The sequence below is a fragment of the Paenibacillus sp. 11B genome (assembly GCF_030487755.1).
GTDB classification, from domain to species: Bacteria; Bacillota; Bacilli; order Paenibacillales; family Paenibacillaceae; genus Paenibacillus; species Paenibacillus vandeheii.
The window spans coordinates 1,447,393-1,467,407 of sequence record NZ_JAUKNS010000002.1; the positions used below are offsets into that span (position 1 = coordinate 1,447,393).

A 20,015-nucleotide genomic window follows, 5' to 3' on the forward strand; every position below is an offset into this window, starting at 1 on the left:
TTCGATTGAATGGGACCGACAGAACACACCTGTCATATCCCATCTTGCTAACTACTGAATGATTACTTGAATTCTTTGTTCAGTTCATCCAGATAAGGTTGAACCAGGGACATTTTGCTGTTTACCCATTCTTTCCAGTTCGCTTCCAGATCTCCATTTTTGAGGATCAAGTTGGCATACTCATTCTGGTAGTCGAATGAAGCCTGACTTTTAGCTTTGGAATCGTACAGGTTGACATCCCAGTCGTATGTTGCGAGTGATTGACCTTCTGTACCGAGTTTTGCTTTTTCCTCGAACAGCTTCACAGCTCTATCACGATAATCCTTTTTGATTGCAGGGTTTACAACACTGAAGTCGTCGCCCAGAAGATAGAGGCCTTCGAAACGTGCTGGGTATTTGTCTTCCAGAACAGTTCCTTCTGGCAGCAAGCTAACCAGTTCATTGTTTTCATCATATTTCCAATCTTTTCCTTCGAAGCCCATGTTGATCAGCAGTTGTCCTTCTTTGGTAGTCGAGTAGTCAATCAGATCCATGATCCGTTCGAATTTCTCGTCACTGATGTTCGGATTGAAGATCAATGCAGACCAGAAGTTGGCTTGCTCCATGTTGCGGTATTTCCCATCATCGCCCAATACGATTGCTGTGTGTACCAGATCATCACTATCTACACCCAGATTCTTTCTCATATCGGAATCCAGACCTTGTCTGTACGAAGCCAGTCCGCCCAGACTTGTTACTGCAGCTGTACCTGTTACTTTGAAGTTGTTTTGACCTTCATTGTTTTTCCATGTATAGAACTCAGGATTGAGCAAGCCATCTTTGTAGGCTTTTTGCATCAATTTAAGTCCTGTCAGCGTCTCGGGATCTGCTGGTCCCCAGTGGAACTGGCCATCTTCTCCCTTATAGAACGGAGAGTCGGTCATGGCATGTACACTGTTCGGCATAATGATGTTCGTCATGGCATCTGCCGCATTGTAGGACAGAGGTACAAGTTTGTTGCCCACTTTGCCTGGATCTTTTTCTTTTACAAGCTCAGCGTATTCATTCAATTCAGTTGTTGTATATGCATCTTTCAGTTCGAAACCAACCGCTTCTGCCCAGTCTTTACGAAGCGCAATGACACCAATTTGGTTCGTCAATGGGTCAGCAGGTTTGTTCTCGAAATAGATTGGTCTTGGCAGGACGTATGTTCCACCTGTCAGTTCTTCCAGCTTGTCTCCAAGACCAGTCAACTTGTAAGCTGCTGCCACGTTAGGCCAGCGTTCTTTCCAGTCGTCCGGGAATTTGTAGAACAGGCCTTGATCAATACTGTTCATGGCATCGCCATGCACGTAGTTCCATACGGCTACATCCGGCAAATCGCCAGAGTTGATCCACAGACGAAGCTTCTCGCCCCATGAATCCCAATCGATATAGTTGTAATCCCATGTTACATTGAATTTGTCTGTCCAGAACTTGTGGAAATCATTATCCAAGTTCCCGTTTTTAATTTCTGTCAGGTTAGCTACAGAGATGGTCAGGTTGTCTTTGTAATTTCCCTCTGCATCTTTTTCGTTACCACCTGAAGCTCCTTGGCTGGAACAAGCGGTCACCATCAGCATAACTACACTAAGCGTGATGGCAAAGAGAGCTCTTACTGACAACTTTTTGTTCGTTTTCATGTTTTACCCCCATGTTTTTTAGTAGAATTTTAATGCAAAAATCCTATACGTATAATCAGGTCTTGATAGCCCCTGTCAATACCCCTTTGGCAAAGTGTTTTTGCAGCATTGGGAAGAAACACATAATTGGTACCATGGTGACAAATACGGCCGCCATCTTCATACCCATTGAGAAATTGCTTGCTTGGGCAGCATCCACACTGGATGCATTGGATGCGTTCGTCTGGGATGTGACGATAATGTTTCTGAGTACATTCTGGAGCGGCAACTGATCCGCTTTTCGCAGGAATATCATCGCATCATACCAACTGTTCCAGTACGCCACACCGTAGAACAACGTGATGGTAGCCATAATTGGTGTAGCTAGTGGCAGAACTACCGAGAACAGAATTCTCCACTCCCCTGCTCCATCCAGTCTCGCCGACTCCATCAGCGATTCAGGCAAGGTATAGAAGTAGTTCATCATCAGAATCATGTTGAATGCACTGAAGCTTCCCGCCAGGATAACGGACCACAGCGTACCCGTAAGGTGAAGTGATTTCATGATCAGGTACAGCGGTACAATACCACCATTGAAGATCATGGTGAACAGTACCAGGAAAAAGAGAAATTTCTTGAACGGAAATTTGTTGCGACTAAGGCCATATGCCATGCTTGTTGTCAGGAACAAGCTGAGTGGCAAGCCGATGACTAGCAAAATAATTGTATTTTTGTACCCCGACAGAATCGTTCCGTCAGCGAACAACGCCTTATAGGAATCCAATGTCCATTCTTTAGGGAACATCAAAAATGGATTGTCTGCATATTCTTTTTGTGTTGCGAACGAGATCATGATGACATTCCAGAACGGAATCAGAATCATCAGGGCAAGCACAAGTAAAATGGCGAAAATAATATAATCGAGAAATGTCATTTTTTCTGTACCAATTCTCGGCTTTTTGTTAGCTCTCTTGCTCATTTCATTTTTCCTCCTCTCTTATCGGAACAAACCGTCTCCGCCAAGCCACTTGGCAAATCTGTCTGCGAGAAGCAGCAAGACCATATTCACGAGGGAACGGAACAAGCTGACCGCCGTCGAGAATGAGAAGTCCGTTGAAGACTGGAACGTAATCCGATAGATGTATACATCCAATACTTCCGATACATTTTTGGTTGCGGCATTCGCCAAGTTGAAGATCTGGTCGAAACCGGAAGACATCAATCCACCAACCGACAGAATGAACATGACAGTAATTGTCGGAAGAATGTTTGGCAATGTAATCTTGAACATCTGCTGCATACGGGAAGCGCCGTCAATCTGTGCCGATTCATACTGATCCTGATCAATACCGGAAATGGCAGCCAGGAAGATAATCGCACCCCATCCGCTTGATTTCCAAATATCCGTCAACAGCAGCATCGGTACAAAGTTGGACTCGGAACCCAGGAAGTTAATGGTTGGCAATCCAAGCAAACCAAGTGCGCTGTTTACCAGTCCGTCATATGCCAGGACGTTGATAACTACCCCGGATACGATGATCCATGAAAGGAAGTGAGGGAACGTAAGAACCGTCTGGAACCACTTTTTCCCTCTCCGCATCCGCAATTCATTCAGCAACAGGGCAAGAATAATTGGGAACGGGAACTGAATAATCAGTTTCAGAATGTTGATGTACAGCGTCCGCCATACTGCGTCAATAAAGGTTGGATCCCGGAAAACGTATGTGAAATTCTCAAATCCGCTCCATGGGCTTCCCCAAATCCCCAGATTCGCCTTGTAGTCTTTAAAGGCAAGAGACAGGCCACCCATTGGCATGTAGGCAAACAGGATCAGCCAGACGAGTCCTGGAATAAGCAGGGTGTACGTCATTCTGTGCTTCCAGATTTCACTCCAGAGCGAATTGCCTTTCAAGTTTCCCTTCAGCTTTTTGCTAGGTCCTTCGGCTGCAGGTTTCAAATTGCATCTCCTCACTCTACTTTGGTCTTGTCGTTATACAGAAAATCAAACATGGTTCTCAGGTGGTGCTCCCAGAATCTCCATTCATGGGTGCCCGGTGTCTCTAAATACCGAAACACAAAATCCGTTTCCTGGATGTATGCTGCGAATTTGCGGTTCATATCCACAAACGGATCAATGTCACCACAACAACTCAGAATATCCGGTAAATTTCCACCTTGCTTCAACAACTTGGCAGACAGTGCGTACAGGTCCTGATCGGGTTTTACCTGTAACCGTTCCCCAAAAACCGCTTTCATTTCCTTGATCATGCCTGATGGCATCTCCGGGTCTTGAAGCCGGGTCTGGATATCAGTTACACCGGATAAGGACACCGCCTTGCGGTACCTCTCGGGATATGTCAGTGCACATTTCAATGCACCGTACCCACCCATAGATAGACCAGCGACGTAAGTCTTGGCCGGGTCTGTATTGAGATTGAGCTGACGCCTGCAGAATTCAGGCAGCTCCTGAGTGATGTAATGGAAGTAATTCAGGCCGTATTCCATATCGGTGTAATAGCTTCGGTTCGCTTCCGGCATAATGATGGTACAGCCATATTGCTCTGCGTACATTTCAATTGTAGTCAAACGTTGCCATGTACTTGCATTATCGCCTGCCCCATGCAGTAAATATAGCGTACCGCCTGAAGTGTCTCCGGAGTCACTGGACACTACATGTATGCTTGTATTCATGCATAATGTAGGCGATCCGGTTTCGATCGTTATATGCGCCATATGTAACCCCTTTCATCGTCGGCTGCTGTCTGTAAACTTCTGTTTTTCTGCCTTTGTGTTGCAACTTCCAGTGATTCCCCCGTATTTCGCTCGGTTATCGAAACGATTTTCTCGAATCGTTTCAAAACATAGCCAACGTTGATTTACTTGGACTTGATTACAACACTTTTTACGTGGAAGCGATTTCTTCGAATCGTTTCGAATAAATCATAATCCCGAAGTGCAAACCCTGTCAATAACCTTTTTACAAATTTCGCGCTTTTTTCTCGAAAAACTGATTTTTCGTAATAAAATTTGCGTCAAAAGGCACTTCTATTATGCAACAATATCCTTAAAGTAACCGTTTGCACGTTCTCATTGACATTGAACCCCGTTTGTATTAACATAAGTTCTAATTTTTGAGCCAAATTGCGGAAACGTTTCACCAATAGTAAAAATTCTTCTTTTTTTAGAAAGGATGTTACGATGTCGAGTATTATAGATTCTTTTGTTCATCATATTAATGAACAGCATCTAAACGTACATTCGGTTCGGGTATTGCAGAAAGGGATTGCCATTGGAGCATGGGATCGTACCCGTGATATGCGCCGCTTACAGCATTCCGTCAGCAAATCATTTACCTGTATGGCGATTGGATTGGCATTGGCTGAAGGCACGCTTACACTTGAATCCAGACTCGGTGAATATTTCACATCACCAACTCCTGCTTCTCATTTAACGGCCTTCCCCCCTGCGGATCTCACCCTGTACGATTTGCTGCGGATGTCCTCGGGGCATGATGTTCCCGTGTTGTGGGCGGAAGAGCGAGCCACCCTTCCTGAGAAAGATTGGGCGAAATATTACATGTCCCTTCCTTTGAACAGAGTTCCTGGTGAAACGTTTACATATAGCAGTGCAGATACGTTTATGATCTCCGCCATGTTCGAGGCTGCTTCTGGTCAAACGGTTAAAGACTATCTGATTCCCCGGCTATTCGAGCCACTGGGGATTTCGAATGTAGAGTGGGAAACTTCTCCCTTGGGCATTACCTTGGGTTGTGCAGGCTTGCAGCTCACCAACGAGGAATTAGGCAGGTTCGGTCAATTATTGCTTCAGGAGGGCTACTGGAACGGCAAACAGCTCATTCCTGCGGAATGGATTCGCTTGGCGACGGCACAGCAAATCCCTACACCGGGAGACGGTGATTGGGGACAAGGTTATGGATATCAATTCTGGAGATGTTCCCATAACGCTTACCGTGCTGATGGGGCCAATGGTCAACTATGCGTTGTTCTGCCCGCGCTGAAATCGGTCGTTGCCATCAATAGTGATGAACAAAATATGCAAGCCATTCTTGACAATGTATGGTCAGATATATTACCTATTCTGGAGGGGAATATTTGAATATTCGAACAGCTGTTGTTACAGATTACCCGGAATTAAGAAACATTTATCTGGAGTCACGTCGCGCCCGTTTTCACTGGACAAATCCGGAGCACATGTCCCTTCAAGATTTTGACGCAGATACTGTGGATGAGCATATTATCGTGGCTGAACAGGAAGATGGACAGCTTCTCGGTTTCGCATCGCTGTACCTCCCTGATCATTTTATCCACCTTCTGTTTATCCATCCCGGTTTTATGGGCGGGGGCACAGGTTCACGCTTACTTGATGCGTCGATTTCACTCATGCAGCAGCCCGTTCGATTGAAATGTGTGTCTGACAATCATAAAGCAATTGGTTTTTACGAACGACAGGGTTGGAAAAAAGTCGTTGAAGAAGGTAAACCCGGAGAAAAATATTGGGTGATGGAGTATGACACGAGAGCTGAATCCCATTAGCTTCATAACGTATGATGGAAGTGGATGGCGATCTTTTTTCCACACAAAAAAGTATCATGACCTCCAGGAGGCCATGATACTTTTTATTTTACTTACCCGTGCTGTGGAAGCTGGGTCATTTCATCTAAACATTGTGCGCATATGTAACGCTCTTTGAACTCATTGACTTCTTCCATTGATCCACAAAAAATACATTTTGGACGGTATCTCTCCAGAATGATATGGTCCCCTTGTACTAAGATCTCTACAGGGTCTCCCTCATTCATTTGATACCTTTTACGCAAAGATTTAGGCAATACGATCCTACCCAATTGGTCAACTTTGCGAACGACTCCAGCTGGCTTCATAGCTACGGCACACCTCTCCTATCTTACTCTAAATTTCTAGGTACATTTGTACTATGTTTATTAATTCGCCAAGATTTTGTCGAATCCTGCTGGAAATAAACATTTTTTGTCCTTTTTTTTGAAAAATGTTTTTTTAGCGAATTCTAACCGTCACTTATACACGAATTGGATCAATCAAGACCCGGGAAATTCAGTTGACGCAATGCCTCATACACAATGATTGCTGCTGAGTTTGACAAATTCAATGATCGTACATCACCTGACATTGGCATTTTCATACAAGTATCGGGATTAGCCGCAATTAATTCTGGAGGAAGACCTTTTGTCTCCTTACCAAATACCAGAAAATCTCCATCCTGAAAATCAAAATCACTATATCGGTTTTTCGCCTTCGTGGTTGCGTAGAAAAAACGACCTTCAGGATACTGTTCCTGAACCTCGGCAAACGAATCATGATATTCAATATGAACGGCATGCCAGTAATCCAGACCCGCGCGTTTCAGTGTGGCATCATCCGTACGGAATCCGAGTGGACGCACGAGATGCAAATGTGTACCTGTAGCCGCACATGTACGAGAAATATTGCCCGTATTTGCCGGAATCTCCGGTTCAACCAGAACGATATGTAAAGCCATATGTGTTCAATCTCCTTTTCATTTCATGTAAACGATAATTCTCTAATCTTAAAGAAAAGCCCTCCACACGTCAATGTGGAAGGCTCTGGTAAAGCGCAAGTGTGAATGCTAGAAATTCACAACTCCCCGCCAATTATTTATCCATTAGTCTTCTGGAAGTGGCTCATAAAGTCCGTAAGTGCCTTAACACTTTCATATGGTGCAGCATTATAAATGGAAGCACGCAGGCCACCCACACTCCGATGCCCTTTCAGACCAACAAAACCTTCTTGCTCCGAAGCCTTGATGAACTGTTTCTCCAAATCCTCATTAGCCAGACGGAAGGTCACATTCATCAGGGAACGATCTGCCGGATCTACACAACCACGGTAGAAGTCTCCAGAGGAATCGATAGTATTATAGAGCAATTCTGCTTTCTTCACGTTCTTCTGTTCAATTCCAGCCAATCCGCCTTGTTCCTCAATCCATTTCAGAACTTCATTCACCATGTATACGGAGAAGGACGGAGGTGTATTATAGAGAGAATTGTTGTCCACATGTGTACTATAACGGAGCATAGTCGGAATCGTTTTAGGAGATTCGCTCACCAGTTCTTCACGGGCAATAACAACCGTAATCCCTGATGGACCCAGGTTCTTCTGTGCACCTGCATAGATCATGCCGAATTGATTCAGATCAAACGGTTTGCAGAAAATGTCACTCGACATGTCGGCAATAAGTGGAACTGAACCGGTATCCGGGAATGACTTGAATTGTGTCCCCTCAATCGTTTCGTTAGACGTCAAATGAACATAAGCTGTGCGATCCGGTAGACTAAGATTCGACACATCCGGTAATTTCATATATTTATCCGCTTCGGAAGAAGCAGCGACCTGTGTCTCCCCAATCAGTTTCGCCTCAGACAGCGCCTTCTTGGCCCAGCTGCCTGTCATGACGTAACTGGCTGTCTGCCCTTCTCCGAGCAGGTTCATCGGCAGCATGGCAAACTGAGTGCTGGCTCCGCCCTGCAAGAAGAGAACTTTATATCCTTTGGGATTGCCTAGCAGAGACAACAAACGCTCCTGAGCTTCATTATGTACAGATTCGTACACTGCCCCACGGTGAGACATCTCCATAATCGACATTCCCGTGTTACGAAAATCAACAAATTCTGCCTGAGCACGCTCCAATACCTCAAGTGGCAACGCCGCAGGTCCTGCATTAAAATTATACGCTCTCTTTGTCACAAAATCCCCCGCCCTTTCCATCCGTAGCTGACATATGAACAGCATTTTGCATAATTCGATTAGAATCGCTCACGGGTATAAGATATAGACGAATTGAATCACTTCGATCTATATCTTACTTATTGGAAGTCGCTCTATGGATTTATGCAAAATGCTCTACAAAGTGAATATTATCGCTATGATATCAGTATTCCCTATCTGCTTCAAGGGCAATAAGCACCGAAGCTGCGAATCAGGGTTATCAAATTCCTTTATCACCCTGCAAAGTTAATGCACTACATCGTTTGTTTCAAGGAAAAGCCTCCGAGAGCGAGTCCCGGAGGCTTACATTGGGAACAGTTTCTGTTCCGACCGGATTAGCAGTCGAAGTAGAGGCTGTACTCATGCGGATGAATGCGGATTGCTACTGCTTTCGCTTCGTCACGTTTGAGGTTGATATAGTTTTCAATGAATTCTTTTGTGAAGACGCCGCCTTCAGTCAAGAATTCGTTGTCCGCTGCCAGAGCGTCAAGCGCTTCTTCCAGAGAAGCTGGCACACTGCGGATATTTTCTTTGTCTGCATCAGACAAATCATAGATGTTTTTGTCGAGCGGACCATATCCAAGCTCAGTTGGGTTGATTTTGCGTTTGATACCATCCAGACCCGCCATCAGCATTGCAGCGAACGCCAGGTAAGGGTTAGCTGTGGAGTCCGGTGTACGGAACTCGATCCGACAACCTTTCGGTGTCACCGCTGCAACCGGAATACGTACGGCTGCCGAACGGTTACCTTTGGAATAAACCAGGTTAACCGGTGCTTCATAACCAGGTACGAGACGTTTGAAAGAGTTCGTACTAGGGTTAGTCAAAGCAATCAGAGCTGGTGCGTGGTACAAAATTCCTCCGATGTAGTGCAGAGCCATTTCACTCAGATTAGCATATCCCGCTTTGTCATAGAACAATGGGGAATCACCATCGAAGATGGATTGGTGAACGTGCATTCCGCTACCATTGTCACCAAACAGTGGTTTTGGCATGAATGTTGCTACTTTACCATATTGACGTGCAGTGTTATGCACGATGTATTTGTATACAAGCAGGTTATCTGCTGTTTTCTTCAACGTATCAAAACGGAAGTTGATTTCGGCTTGACCTGCTGTCGCCACTTCGTGGTGATGACGCTCGATCGACAGGCCGGCTTCTTCCAAAATGCGACACATTTCACTACGAATATCTTGTTGTGTATCCACTGGAGCTACAGGAACATATCCACCTTTAGTGCGAACTTTGAAGCCAAGGTTACCGCCGTCTTCCTTACGGTTGGTGTTCCATGAAGCTTCTTCGGAATCTACGAAATAGGAAGAGCTGTTCGTGCCGCTCTCATAACGTACATCGTCAAAGATGAAGAATTCGGATTCAGGTGCGAAGAATGCTGCTGTACCTACTCCGCTTTCTTTCAGGAACTCTTCCGCTTTGACTGCGATACCACGTGGGTCACGCTCATAACGCTCGCCATCCGGAGTGAAAATATCACACATAACATTCAAGGTAGGGTGTGCTGTGAACGGATCGACAAAAGTCGCTTCAGGGTCTGGAATCATAACCATATCGGACTCTTCAATTCCGCGGAAACCTTGAATAGAAGAACCATCAAAGGCTACTCCATTTACAAAAGTGTCTGCGTCAACTGCCGAAGCTGGTAACGAGATGTGGTGCGCACGACCGGATAAATCTACAAAACGAAAATCTACCCACTCGATGTTGTTCTCTTGAATTGATTTCAATACGTTTTCAACCGACATGTATTCGTCCTCCCAAATATTCCGAACATTAAACAACCCCGCTAAGAAAATGTCCATATTCGAATTTTTTTCTGTCGTCATTATAAAATCTCAAATGTGACATCGTCAATACTTATGTAAGGTATTTTTTGCGAGTATGTAAGCTATGCTCACATTTTATAAACCTATTAATTTCACTTAACAACGAATATAAACTATATTTAACTGGTTTAATGCGGTAAAGCAGGGCTATATTTAGCCTAAATTATGGAAATAACATAACATCATAAATGTTTCTTATCACCTATGATTAATAAATGCGTTCAAAGCTCCAAACAACATAAAAACCGGACATTTTGTCCTAGCCCCATTCTCATTGAACGGAGTCAGGACAGATGCCCGGATGATATATATTACCTATACGATGAAGATCAGTTATACGCCCACTCGTGCCGGAAAGAACTCCGCCGGTTGTTTGGCTGTGTTGAATGTTTTACCCACGATTGGTGCCAATTTCTCCAGATCCTGAAGCAAGTTGGCAAATTGGTCAGGGAACAGAGACTGCACGCCGTCACCCGTCATAGAGTTATCCGGATCTGTATGCATTTCGATAATTAGGCCGTTAGCACCAGCAGCAACAGACGCCTTCGTCATCGGTTCAACCAGTTCACGGCGACCAGTACCATGGCTTGGGTCCGAAATGACCGGCAGATGGCTGAGCGACTGGAGAACAGGGATAGCCGACAGATCAAGCGTATTGCGTGTGTAGGATTCGAATGTACGAATACCGCGCTCACACAGCATTACATTCGGGTTGCCACCCGCAAGAATGTATTCAGCTGCATTCAACAGTTCATCATATGTTGCACTGAAACCACGTTTCAACAATACCGGTTTGCCACACTCACCCAATTTGCGCAGCAAATCGAAGTTTTGCATGTTACGTGTACCTACTTGCAGAATATCTGCATACTCGGCACAAATATCCACATATTCAGGTGTCATGACTTCTGTAATGGTCAACAGATCATGCTTCTTACCTGCTTCTGCCATCATGATCAGGCCTTCAACACCCGTTCCCTGGAAGCTGTATGGCCCTGTACGTGGCTTAAATGCACCACCGCGCAGCACCTGCCCACCAGCAGCCTTAACCAAGCCGGCAATCTCATCAATCTGTGCGGCTGATTCAACTGCACAAGGTCCACCCATAACGACGAGTTCTTTCCCGCCGATATCTACACCTTTGATGGAAATTACGGTATCCTCCGGATGGAAGTCACGGCTTGCCAATTTGTAGGACTTCGAAATCTTGACGACATTCTCTACACCTTTCATTTGGCGGAGATGCTCAGCCATTTTCGGTTCTACTTTACCTATCAGACCAATGATAGTCCGGTCCTCTCCGCGAGAGATATGAACCTGAAGTCCCTCCTTTTCAATTGTAGCGACGATATCCTGAATATGTTCCTCCGGAGTAGCTTTACCTGCAATAACGATCATTATAATTCCCATCCTTCCTTGTATGAGAGCGCCTTAGCGTCTGATTTAATCCCCAAAACTCTTCTTCACTTAAACGCTTGTTCGCTTTTAAGCTTTTAACCACTAAAGCAAATATAACATATTCACCCTTTTCAGTCAAGCCGCCTCTTATCCACCTCAAAAAAAAGAATCGAGCAGCCAGCCACCGGATTTCGGCTCTGTACTGCAGGATTCTTATAATGATGTTCGTTTACGTTGTACGCGTCTTTTCCCTTACAGGAGGGAGAAGCTTGCTCATATTCACCGTACGCTTGATTTCCCACGTTTCCGGCTTGTCATGTTCATACTGCTCCAGATACAGGATGACTTCCTTCGTGATCGGTGTTGGCGTTGAAGCGCCTGAAGTAACCGCCACCTTATTCACACCTTTCAGCCATTCCTGTTGAATCTCAGCCACATCGGATACACGATATGCCGTAACACCCGCAATTTCCTCCGATACTTGTGCAAGCCGGTTGGAGTTATTACTGCGAGGATCACCTACAACGATGACCAGATCTGCCTGCCCTGCCTGTTCAGCAACAGCTTCCTGCCGAACTTGGGTAGCCAAGCATATCTCATTATGAATTTCAGCACCCGGATACTTCTCCAGAAGACGGCTCATAATGTGTTTAATGTCCCATTGGCTCATCGTTGTCTGGTTCGTAATAAGGATTTTGCCGGGAGGTACGTTCAGTCCGTCAATATCCTCTTCCTTCTCGATCAGATGAACATGATGGGGTGCAACACCAACAGCACCTTCAGGCTCTGGATGGTTCTTTTTCCCGATATAGATAATGTCATATCCTTCAGCCGTCTTCTCCCGAATCAGATCATGGGTTTTTGTTACATCCGGACAGGTTGCATCCACTGTAGTCAGACCTTTATCACGTGCCATCTTGCGCACTTCCGGAGATACACCATGGGCCGTAAAGATCACTGTTCCACTCTCTACCTGGCTCAAAATATCAATCCGATTCGGACCGTCCAGTGTAATAATACCCTCATCTTCAAAAGAATCCGTCACATGTTGGTTATGCACAATCATACCCAATATATAAATAGGCCGTGGTAGGTCCAGATTGCGTGCCGCCTGACGCGCCAACACCATCGCATCCACAACTCCGTAACAATATCCCCGCGGCGAAATTCGCAGTACTTCCACTTGGTTGCCACCCGCTTTCTCTCTCGGCAAAGATAGCCGATGTAATTGCAGTCCTGTCTATTATAACCTTATTCGATAGGCGGAGCAAAGACAACCGGCAACCAAATGATAAAGGTCGTTCCTTCTCCACGCCGGGTTACCACCTCGACAGATCCATGGTGCTCCTCAATGATCCACTTGGCGATCGACAGTCCCAGACCTATACCTGGTGTGGCCCCACGGGATTCATCCGCCCGATAGAACCGGTCAAAGATAAACGGGACCTCATCCCGATCCATTCCGATCCCCGTATCACTGATGCGCAGTCCTACCTGACCTTTATAAAGTATCGCATCCAGAGTAACCGAACCATCCGGAGTGTACTTGAAAGCATTCTCGATAAAAATAAACAGCATCTGCTGCAAATAGTCCTTGCTGCCATTCACATATATACCATTCAGAATGGATAGATCTCCTGGACGCCAGTCTGCCTGATGGTCAAGAAATTGCGATCTGCGAGCCACTTCCTGCACCAGAATTTGCAACGGGATTGGATTAAGTTCGATTTTCTGTCCTGTATCGGCTCTGGCCAAAGACAGCATGTCGCTGATCAGCCTGCTCATGCGTTTGCCTTCATCTGCCATATCTTCTATCGCTTCAAGCGACATTTGTTTAACCGTTTCTTCATCCAGATTCGGTCGGTCTGTGCTCTCCTGATCCCACAGCTTCTTCAGGAAATCCACATTGCCACGGATCGTGGTCAGCGGTGTACGCAGCTCATGAGAGGCATCAGACACAAATCTGCGCTGAGCTTTATTCGTTTCTTCCAAGCCCCGGAATGACAGCTCTGTTCGTTCAAGCATATTATTGACTGTTTCAATCAGACGTCCAATCTCATCCTTGGGACCCGTGTACTGTATGCGCACGCTGAGATCATCCCCAGACTGAATCTGATTGGCCGCATCAATTACATTGACGAGTGGCCGCATGGATTTACGAGCCAGAACCAGACCCGAAGTAATCGCAAGTGCCATCGCGACAAGCCAGCCAAAAACCAAAATATTTCGCAGAGCTTCCAACAATCGTTCCTGGGAACTAACATTGGCGCCGACTTGCAGGAGTCCTCTTATTTCATTGGTTCCCTGAAGAGACAGGGGCTGCTGGTTCACCAAGAAAGGGGTCCCGTTCACATAGATCTTGGATATCCCACGCTTTTTCTGGATCTCATTGGATTTCACAACGGGAAATTGAATCTGAAGCTTCTCCATATTGCCTGATATTTTGCCAGACCTGCTCTGGTAGTCCCACAACTGGATGTAGATCTGTGCTTCCTGAAGCTGACTTTCCGTAAAAGGGTCCAGGTCCAGTGACTGTGAAAGCGGATTGACACCAATCTGATTCGTAATGCGTTCACTTTTATCTTTCAGCTGCTGTTCCACTTCTTGATACGTATTAAAATAAACAAAAGCGTAGATTACAACTCCCCAAAAAATGAGTACGGCTGCCAAGATGCCTGAATACCACGCGGTTAATCTTAACCGAATGGACATGTCAGGAGTCACCTCTCAAAATATAGCCGGCTCCCCGGATGGTCTGGATCAAGCGTTTGCCGCCGTATTCTTCGGTTTTTTGTCTGAGCATGGCAATATACACTTCGAGCACATTGGATTCACCACTGTAATCATAACCCCAGATTTTATCCATAATCAGATCACGGGACAGCACACGTTTCGGATTTTGCATGAACAGATTCAGCAATTCGAACTCCTTGGCAGTCAGTTCCAGACGCTGACCGTCACGCAACACCTCACGAGAATCATTATCCAGAATAATATCCTCATACATAAGACGATTATCAGGCGTGTCTACCATATCTGCTTTACGCCGCAGTAAGGCACGGACACGAGCCAACAATTCTTCAAGTGCAAACGGCTTCACGAGATAATCATCTGCACCTGTATCAAGCCCGATTACCCGGCTCTGTACTTCATCTTTGGCCGTGAGCATCAGCACGGGCACCTTGCTCCCCGCTTCCCTGAGTCTGCGGCATACTTCAAACCCGTCAATTTGCGGCATCATGACATCAAGAACCACGATATCCGGCTCTTTATCCATCAGCTTACTGAGGCCCTCCGCCCCATTGGAAGCCGTCTGTACATCATATCCTTCAAAAGCCAGTCCCCGCCGAAGCATGGACACAATTTTTTCATCATCATCCACAATCAGAATAGTTGAGCGCATGGTCTTTCTCCTTTATCCCTTAACGTTTTAATCCCATTGTAACAGGCAAAAGCGCAATCTGCATCTTCTCCAAATACCTTGCTGCTTTTCAAGTTCATCCTGGATATAGTCCAAGCTTAGATAGGGCAAAAAAAGCGAAAGGGCCCACGAACCCTTCCGCTCTTCTGTACCTTATTTTATAACCCAATTTTCATTAAGGTTGCTGCTGCTGCTGTTGTTGATCCGTTGTTTGTGTAGTATCGTAATCGTTTTTGTTGCCGATTTTGATTTTCACATCCATTTTTTTACCGTCCCGAACAACACTCAATGTCACTTCGCTGCCAATTTCCTGTTTCTTGATGAAATCAATCAAATCCTGGCTTGTGCTGTATGCCGTACCGTTGGCACCTGTGATGATGTCATAAGCACGCAGGTCTGCTTGGTAAGCAGGGGATTGATAGATCGTGCTGGCTACAACAGAACCTTCAGTGATATCGGTTCCCATCTGTTTAGCCACTTCAGGCGTGAGGGCCATCAGAGATGCACCAATGAACGGTACCGGCTCTTTGGGAACTTCTTTGTTTTCTTTCAGATATTTAACGGCATCCGAGATTACACTCGAAGGAATGGCAAATCCAATACCCTGTGCATCTGCGCTAACCGCCACGTTCATACCAATGACTTCACCATTGAGGTTAAGCAACGGTCCACCGGAGTTACCCGGATTAATGGAAGCATCCGTTTGTAACAAGTGGCTGTACTCACGAGTTTTGCCTGTTTCTTCGTCTGGAATGCTGATGGTACGTTCTTTGGCACTCAATACACCTGCAGTAACGGTGTGTTCAAATCCTTCCGGGTTACCAATAGCTACAAGCCATTCACCAACTTGTGTACTGTTGGAATCACCCAGTGGAGCGACAGGGAAAGCATCATCGCCACTGTTTTTCTCGATTTTCAATACGGCAAGGTCAAGGTCGAAGCTGCTTCCCAGCAATTTTGCTTCATACGGTTTACTGTTATTCTCCAGCGTGACCTGAATCACATCTGCACCCTGAACCACGTGTTGGTTCGTCAGGATATATCCTTCTTTGTCAAAAATAAATCCAGAGCCAATACCGAGCGGGACCAACTGATTGCTGCTTTGTTGCTGTTGCTGCTGATTTTGGCCTTGGTCTGTTCCGCCATTACTTCCATTACCAAAGAAGTATTGGTACAATGGATCGCTCATCGTAGAACCGCCTTGGCTGCTGCTACGTGAGGACTGCTTGGCGAGCGTTTCAATTTTGACGACAGCCGGACTAGTACTCGTTACCACGGAGGAAACATCCTCTTTACCGGTTGGAAGCAATGACGCTGTCACATTATTGCTGCTGCCCGAATTGGTAGGTGAAGATGAGGTACTGGTGCTTTCATTTTCAGCACTTGTGAGCGCTTCCTGCGGTGTAAACATATTTGTTCTGTCCGCTGTATACATCAATACTGTGATGACCAGCATCCCGGCGATAAAAGAGAACAAAAGCGATCTTACGGAAGAACGTGGCCGACGGTTATTATAATTCCAATTGCCATTGTTCTTGCCGCCGTTCCCCTGATCTCCTCCGTTGCCTGAACCATTGCCGCCCCCTCTGGATGAGGTATGGGCTTGATCCGATGATTCGTTATTGTAATTACTGTAGTAAGTAGGCACTGGCTTCACAGGGTCAGGTCTTGTAATCTCTACATTTCCTTCTTCACGTTGACTATGTTCCCCATTATAACTTGCTGTATCTTCCTGATTCACGGACTGAAAAGGTCCATAAGAATAATAATAGGAGGAATCGTCCGTCCCGGATGAATTGCGATTCTCCGCTTGTTTAGTTTCATTTTCCTCGTCTTGACGGTTCGCTCTGTAATTACGTTCGTCCATGCCTCTCTACCTCCCAATCTCTTATCGCAAGAGATATTCTTTAACTGTCCTTATTTTGTACTTTAAACCTTAACCGTACCTTAAAAACAATTAAAAAGGAGATAAAAGCACACTGTTATAGAACATTTTTCCCGCCAAATCTGCATTCTAACCCTTATTCTTCACCCAGCCCTGACGATGAGCGTATATGGCCAGTTGTGTTCGATCGTCCATTTCACATTTCATTAGCAGATTGCTTACATGAGTTTTGACGGTTTTGATACTAATATGTAGTTCTTCCCCAATGTCCTTATTGGTCTTGCCCTCTGCAATCAGCAAGAGAACTTCCTTTTCCCGTTCTGTCAGACCGGATTCATTCTCTCTTGCTGTACGCTGTCTGATGCCACGAGTCAGTGCCTGTGATACATCCCCTGTCATAACAGGCATCCCCCGGTATGCGCCTTGCAAAGCATAGATCAACTCTTCGGCCGAAACTGTCTTCAGCACATAACTGACCGCTCCGGCTTCAATCGCCTGGACCACAAGATCATCCTCCAGAAAGCTGGTCAACATCACAATTTTTAATCCCGGAAACTCCGTCATGATCGCTTTTGTCGCTTCGGCACCATTCATCACCGGCATCATCAGATCCATCAGGATCAGGTCAGGCAGTTCAGTTTGACCCAGTTTGCGCAGCTGATTTAATGCATCCTGTCCGTTACCGGCTTCTCCCATCACATGAAATGTGGGCTCCAGCATTAAATACGTCTTTAACCCCATCCGCACCATATCATGATCATCCACAATCATTACATTCACTTTTCCGCTCATACCGTTTCCTCCTCTGGATCTTTCGGAAATTTCGGGATAAATACCCGCACCGTTGTCCCCGCTCCCGGCTTCGATATAATCTGAACCTGCCCGCCAAGCTTCTCTGCCCGTTCACGCATCGTTGATAATCCATATGAACCGGGTCGTTCTGCTTGTTGTAAGAAACCTTGGCCATCATCACTGATGCTCATACTGATCTGATGCTCACTTTCACGTATGGCCAGGCTGACCAAACCTGCTTCCGCATGTTTTACTACATTGGCGACCGCTTCCTGAATAACAAGAAACAGCTGGTGCTCAATGGCATCGGAAATTCCGCCATCCAGTTCCAGCTCTTTCACACCTTTGAGTCCGTTCTGCCTGCAATAATCCGGGAACCAGCTATCCAGTGCTGCGGTGAGATCCCTTCCCTCCAGCTCCACTGGGCGAAGCTGTGCAATAAGTCCGCGCATCTGCCGCTGTGCGATATGCGACATCTGAATGAGTTGATCCAGCACTTTGCTGCCATGCTCGGGATTCATCTCCAGCAGACGTGGTAAGGAGGAAGCCGACATATGCATGGCGAACAGCTGCTGGCTGACCGTATCATGCAAATCTCTTGCCATCCGTTTGCGCTCTTCAATCACAGCGCGTTCCGATGCCTGTTCCTTCTCAATGACTTCCTGCTCACCGAGCCGCTGAAGCAATCTCATTTTTTTCTCAATCGAGTCCATCATGACATTGAATTCCTGATATACCCGTCCGAAGGAGGCATCATCTGCCTCAGGCATTCTAACGGCGAGATTACCCTTGGATACTTTCAGCATATTGAGATCCAGAAGATCGATTTTGCGTTGAAGCCGCAGGGCGGCAATATACCCCGTGATCACCGTAGCCAGTAGAACAACGGCAACATAGGTCCACGCACGCTGATGCCCTGTTCCCATCAGCATTTCCCCGTATAACAAGTAAAATCCGCCCAAAGTAATGAGACCGGTCAGCGCAAAATACATCATCAGTTCCCATTTATTTGCCTTGAGAATCGTTCGAATCATGCGTTAACCCACCTTATTCACTTTGACATCTCCAATAAACACACTAACGACAATCCGTACTTTTTTTCCAGCTTCGCGATAATGCGCTGTTTCAGCCTGAGCACTACTTAGGAATCCACCCCGTTTTTGATTTAACAGGGACATGTCTCCGATAAACGAGTTCGTTGTCACGGTTACACCCAGATCCATATCTTCCGGTACAAATACCTTTACATCCCCGATAAAAGAGGAAATGTTAATCTTCGTCTCACCGTAAGGTATTTGGGCCTTCGTCAAATCAATAACTGTATCGCCAATAAATGCCGAAATGTTCATCGGTTTTAACGAGAACACTTCCTGTCCCATATACAGATCGCCGATAAATGCTGATTTGTTAATCGTATTTCCATGGCCACCATAATAATTGGAATCATCATCATAATTGTCATCATCAGCAAATGTTCCATAGCCCTTTTTGTTTGAGCCGTAACCTTTATGCTTGTGGTGTTGATGGTGATGCTGATGGTGTTGATGTCCGTGTGATTTATGGTCTTCCTTATCTGTATAAAATGAGCCATGCGAATCATTCTTTTGTTCCTGTTTCGGTTTGCCAAATGTTTTCTCGAACTGTTCATCAAACGAAGACGGCATCTCCAGATCCTCAGGGGACAACGGCTTATACGGTTGCTCCGGTGGAGATGGAGGCGGTTGTACTTGATCATGATGCTTCCGGTCACGACGACGAGGTCCAATCAAAACAAATAAGCCCCCACCAATTAGCATCACCGGGATCAGGTAGCGAATGAACTCACCCATAGAGTAATCAATCCATCCCAGATTACGTGCCAGAAAGTATCCACCAATCGCCAGGACTATGGCAGGTCCAATCAATGCATGACTCCCGTTGCGCCGAATTTCGGTTATTCCCTTTACACCCCACCAAATCAAAAATAACGGCCAATATGTTCTGAACATGTATCCTATATCAATGTCATAGCCCAATTGCCTGAACAATATTATTGCGCCAATCGCAATAAGGGGTATGCCAACCCACCAGCGGTCCCGCGTAGATCGTTTCATCGCTCATGTCTCCTTTGTCTGTATTCTGTATCCAGTTTACATCAGACAAGAGTTGGTTAACAGCGGCGGCAGATGGAATTGATCTCAGTCTCCAGACGGAGGCGGAAGGATATTTATGTAAAAGTTACTTGCAAACCCAAATTAAAAACACCCCGGAGCTACC

Annotated in this window: 18 protein-coding genes; 2 read left to right on the forward strand and 16 right to left on the reverse strand. The window is 45.8% G+C overall.

The features are described from left to right. Nucleotides 1-62: 62 nt before the first annotated feature. Genes Q0V21_RS14900 through Q0V21_RS14915 form a run of 4 tightly spaced genes read right to left on the reverse strand, consistent with a single transcriptional unit; the run spans nt 63 to nt 4,373 of the window. Entirely contained in the window at nt 63-1,661 is a 1,599-nt protein-coding gene (locus Q0V21_RS14900) for a type 2 periplasmic-binding domain-containing protein (protein ID WP_079346044.1), read from the reverse strand. Between the two features lie 55 nt (nt 1,662-1,716). Next, the gene (locus tag Q0V21_RS14905) at nt 1,717-2,619 is read right to left on the reverse strand and encodes a carbohydrate ABC transporter permease (protein WP_024629050.1); all 903 of its coding nucleotides are present in this window, start codon (nt 2,617-2,619) and stop codon (nt 1,717-1,719) included. 18 nt (nt 2,620-2,637) lie between these two features. Then, nucleotides 2,638-3,597 (reverse strand): ABC transporter permease, encoded by a 960-nt coding sequence (locus tag Q0V21_RS14910; RefSeq protein WP_024629049.1) that lies wholly within the window; start codon nt 3,595-3,597, stop codon nt 2,638-2,640. A gap of 11 nt (nt 3,598-3,608) precedes the next feature. Next, complete coding sequence (locus Q0V21_RS14915) at nt 3,609-4,373, reverse strand: alpha/beta hydrolase (protein ID WP_301879520.1); 765 nt, start codon at nt 4,371-4,373, stop codon at nt 3,609-3,611. Nucleotides 4,374-4,838: 465 nt separating this feature from the next. Between Q0V21_RS14915 and Q0V21_RS14920 the strand changes: the two genes are divergently transcribed. Both Q0V21_RS14920 and Q0V21_RS14925 read left to right on the forward strand, forming a co-directional pair. Further along, entirely contained in the window at nt 4,839-5,756 is a 918-nt protein-coding gene (locus Q0V21_RS14920; protein ID WP_301879521.1) for a serine hydrolase domain-containing protein, read from the forward strand. Continuing rightward, the gene (locus tag Q0V21_RS14925; protein ID WP_301879522.1) at nt 5,753-6,193 is read left to right on the forward strand and encodes a GNAT family N-acetyltransferase; all 441 of its coding nucleotides are present in this window, start codon (nt 5,753-5,755) and stop codon (nt 6,191-6,193) included. The genes Q0V21_RS14920 and Q0V21_RS14925 overlap by 4 nt, the downstream gene beginning before the upstream one ends. Nucleotides 6,194-6,285: 92 nt before the next feature. On the opposite strand, the gene Q0V21_RS14930 is transcribed toward Q0V21_RS14925, so the two are convergent. The 12 genes from Q0V21_RS14930 to liaF form a co-directional block, all read right to left on the reverse strand. Then, the gene (locus Q0V21_RS14930; protein ID WP_024629045.1) at nt 6,286-6,540 is read right to left on the reverse strand and encodes an AbrB/MazE/SpoVT family DNA-binding domain-containing protein; all 255 of its coding nucleotides are present in this window, start codon (nt 6,538-6,540) and stop codon (nt 6,286-6,288) included. Between the two features lie 170 nt (nt 6,541-6,710). After that, on the reverse strand, nt 6,711-7,175 hold the full coding sequence (trmL, locus tag Q0V21_RS14935; RefSeq protein ID WP_301879523.1) for a tRNA (uridine(34)/cytosine(34)/5-carboxymethylaminomethyluridine(34)-2'-O)-methyltransferase TrmL: 465 nt from the start codon (nt 7,173-7,175) through the stop codon (nt 6,711-6,713). Between the two features lie 137 nt (nt 7,176-7,312). After that, the gene (gene serC, locus Q0V21_RS14940; protein ID WP_079346054.1) at nt 7,313-8,401 is read right to left on the reverse strand and encodes a 3-phosphoserine/phosphohydroxythreonine transaminase; all 1,089 of its coding nucleotides are present in this window, start codon (nt 8,399-8,401) and stop codon (nt 7,313-7,315) included. Between the two features lie 356 nt (nt 8,402-8,757). Beyond that, entirely contained in the window at nt 8,758-10,182 is a 1,425-nt protein-coding gene (gene glnA / locus Q0V21_RS14945) for a type I glutamate--ammonia ligase (protein WP_063564243.1), read from the reverse strand. A 414-nt stretch (nt 10,183-10,596) separates the two neighbouring features. Continuing rightward, entirely contained in the window at nt 10,597-11,661 is a 1,065-nt protein-coding gene (aroF, locus tag Q0V21_RS14950) for a 3-deoxy-7-phosphoheptulonate synthase (RefSeq protein WP_024629041.1), read from the reverse strand. A 229-nt stretch (nt 11,662-11,890) separates the two neighbouring features. Further along, nucleotides 11,891-12,844 (reverse strand): 4-hydroxy-3-methylbut-2-enyl diphosphate reductase, encoded by a 954-nt coding sequence (locus Q0V21_RS14955; protein WP_079346056.1) that lies wholly within the window; start codon nt 12,842-12,844, stop codon nt 11,891-11,893. A gap of 68 nt (nt 12,845-12,912) precedes the next feature. Further along, complete coding sequence (locus Q0V21_RS14960; protein WP_024629039.1) at nt 12,913-14,373, reverse strand: sensor histidine kinase; 1,461 nt, start codon at nt 14,371-14,373, stop codon at nt 12,913-12,915. Between the two features lies 1 nt (nt 14,374). Then, a complete protein-coding gene (locus tag Q0V21_RS14965; protein WP_024629038.1) occupies nt 14,375-15,064 on the reverse strand; it encodes a response regulator transcription factor in 690 nt (229 codons plus the stop codon). Between the two features lie 193 nt (nt 15,065-15,257). After that, nucleotides 15,258-16,949 carry a S1C family serine protease gene (locus tag Q0V21_RS14970; protein WP_079346058.1) on the reverse strand — a complete coding sequence of 564 codons (1,692 nt, stop codon included), beginning with the start codon at nt 16,947-16,949 and terminating at the stop codon, nt 15,258-15,260. Between the two features lie 147 nt (nt 16,950-17,096). Then, a complete protein-coding gene (locus Q0V21_RS14975) occupies nt 17,097-17,759 on the reverse strand; it encodes a response regulator (protein ID WP_301879524.1) in 663 nt (220 codons plus the stop codon). After that, the gene (locus tag Q0V21_RS14980) at nt 17,756-18,793 is read right to left on the reverse strand and encodes a HAMP domain-containing sensor histidine kinase (protein WP_079346062.1); all 1,038 of its coding nucleotides are present in this window, start codon (nt 18,791-18,793) and stop codon (nt 17,756-17,758) included. The genes Q0V21_RS14975 and Q0V21_RS14980 overlap by 4 nt, the downstream gene beginning before the upstream one ends. A gap of 3 nt (nt 18,794-18,796) precedes the next feature. Further along, a complete protein-coding gene (gene liaF, locus Q0V21_RS14985) occupies nt 18,797-19,852 on the reverse strand; it encodes a cell wall-active antibiotics response protein LiaF (RefSeq protein WP_301879525.1) in 1,056 nt (351 codons plus the stop codon). Between the last annotated feature and the right edge of the window lie 163 nt (nt 19,853-20,015).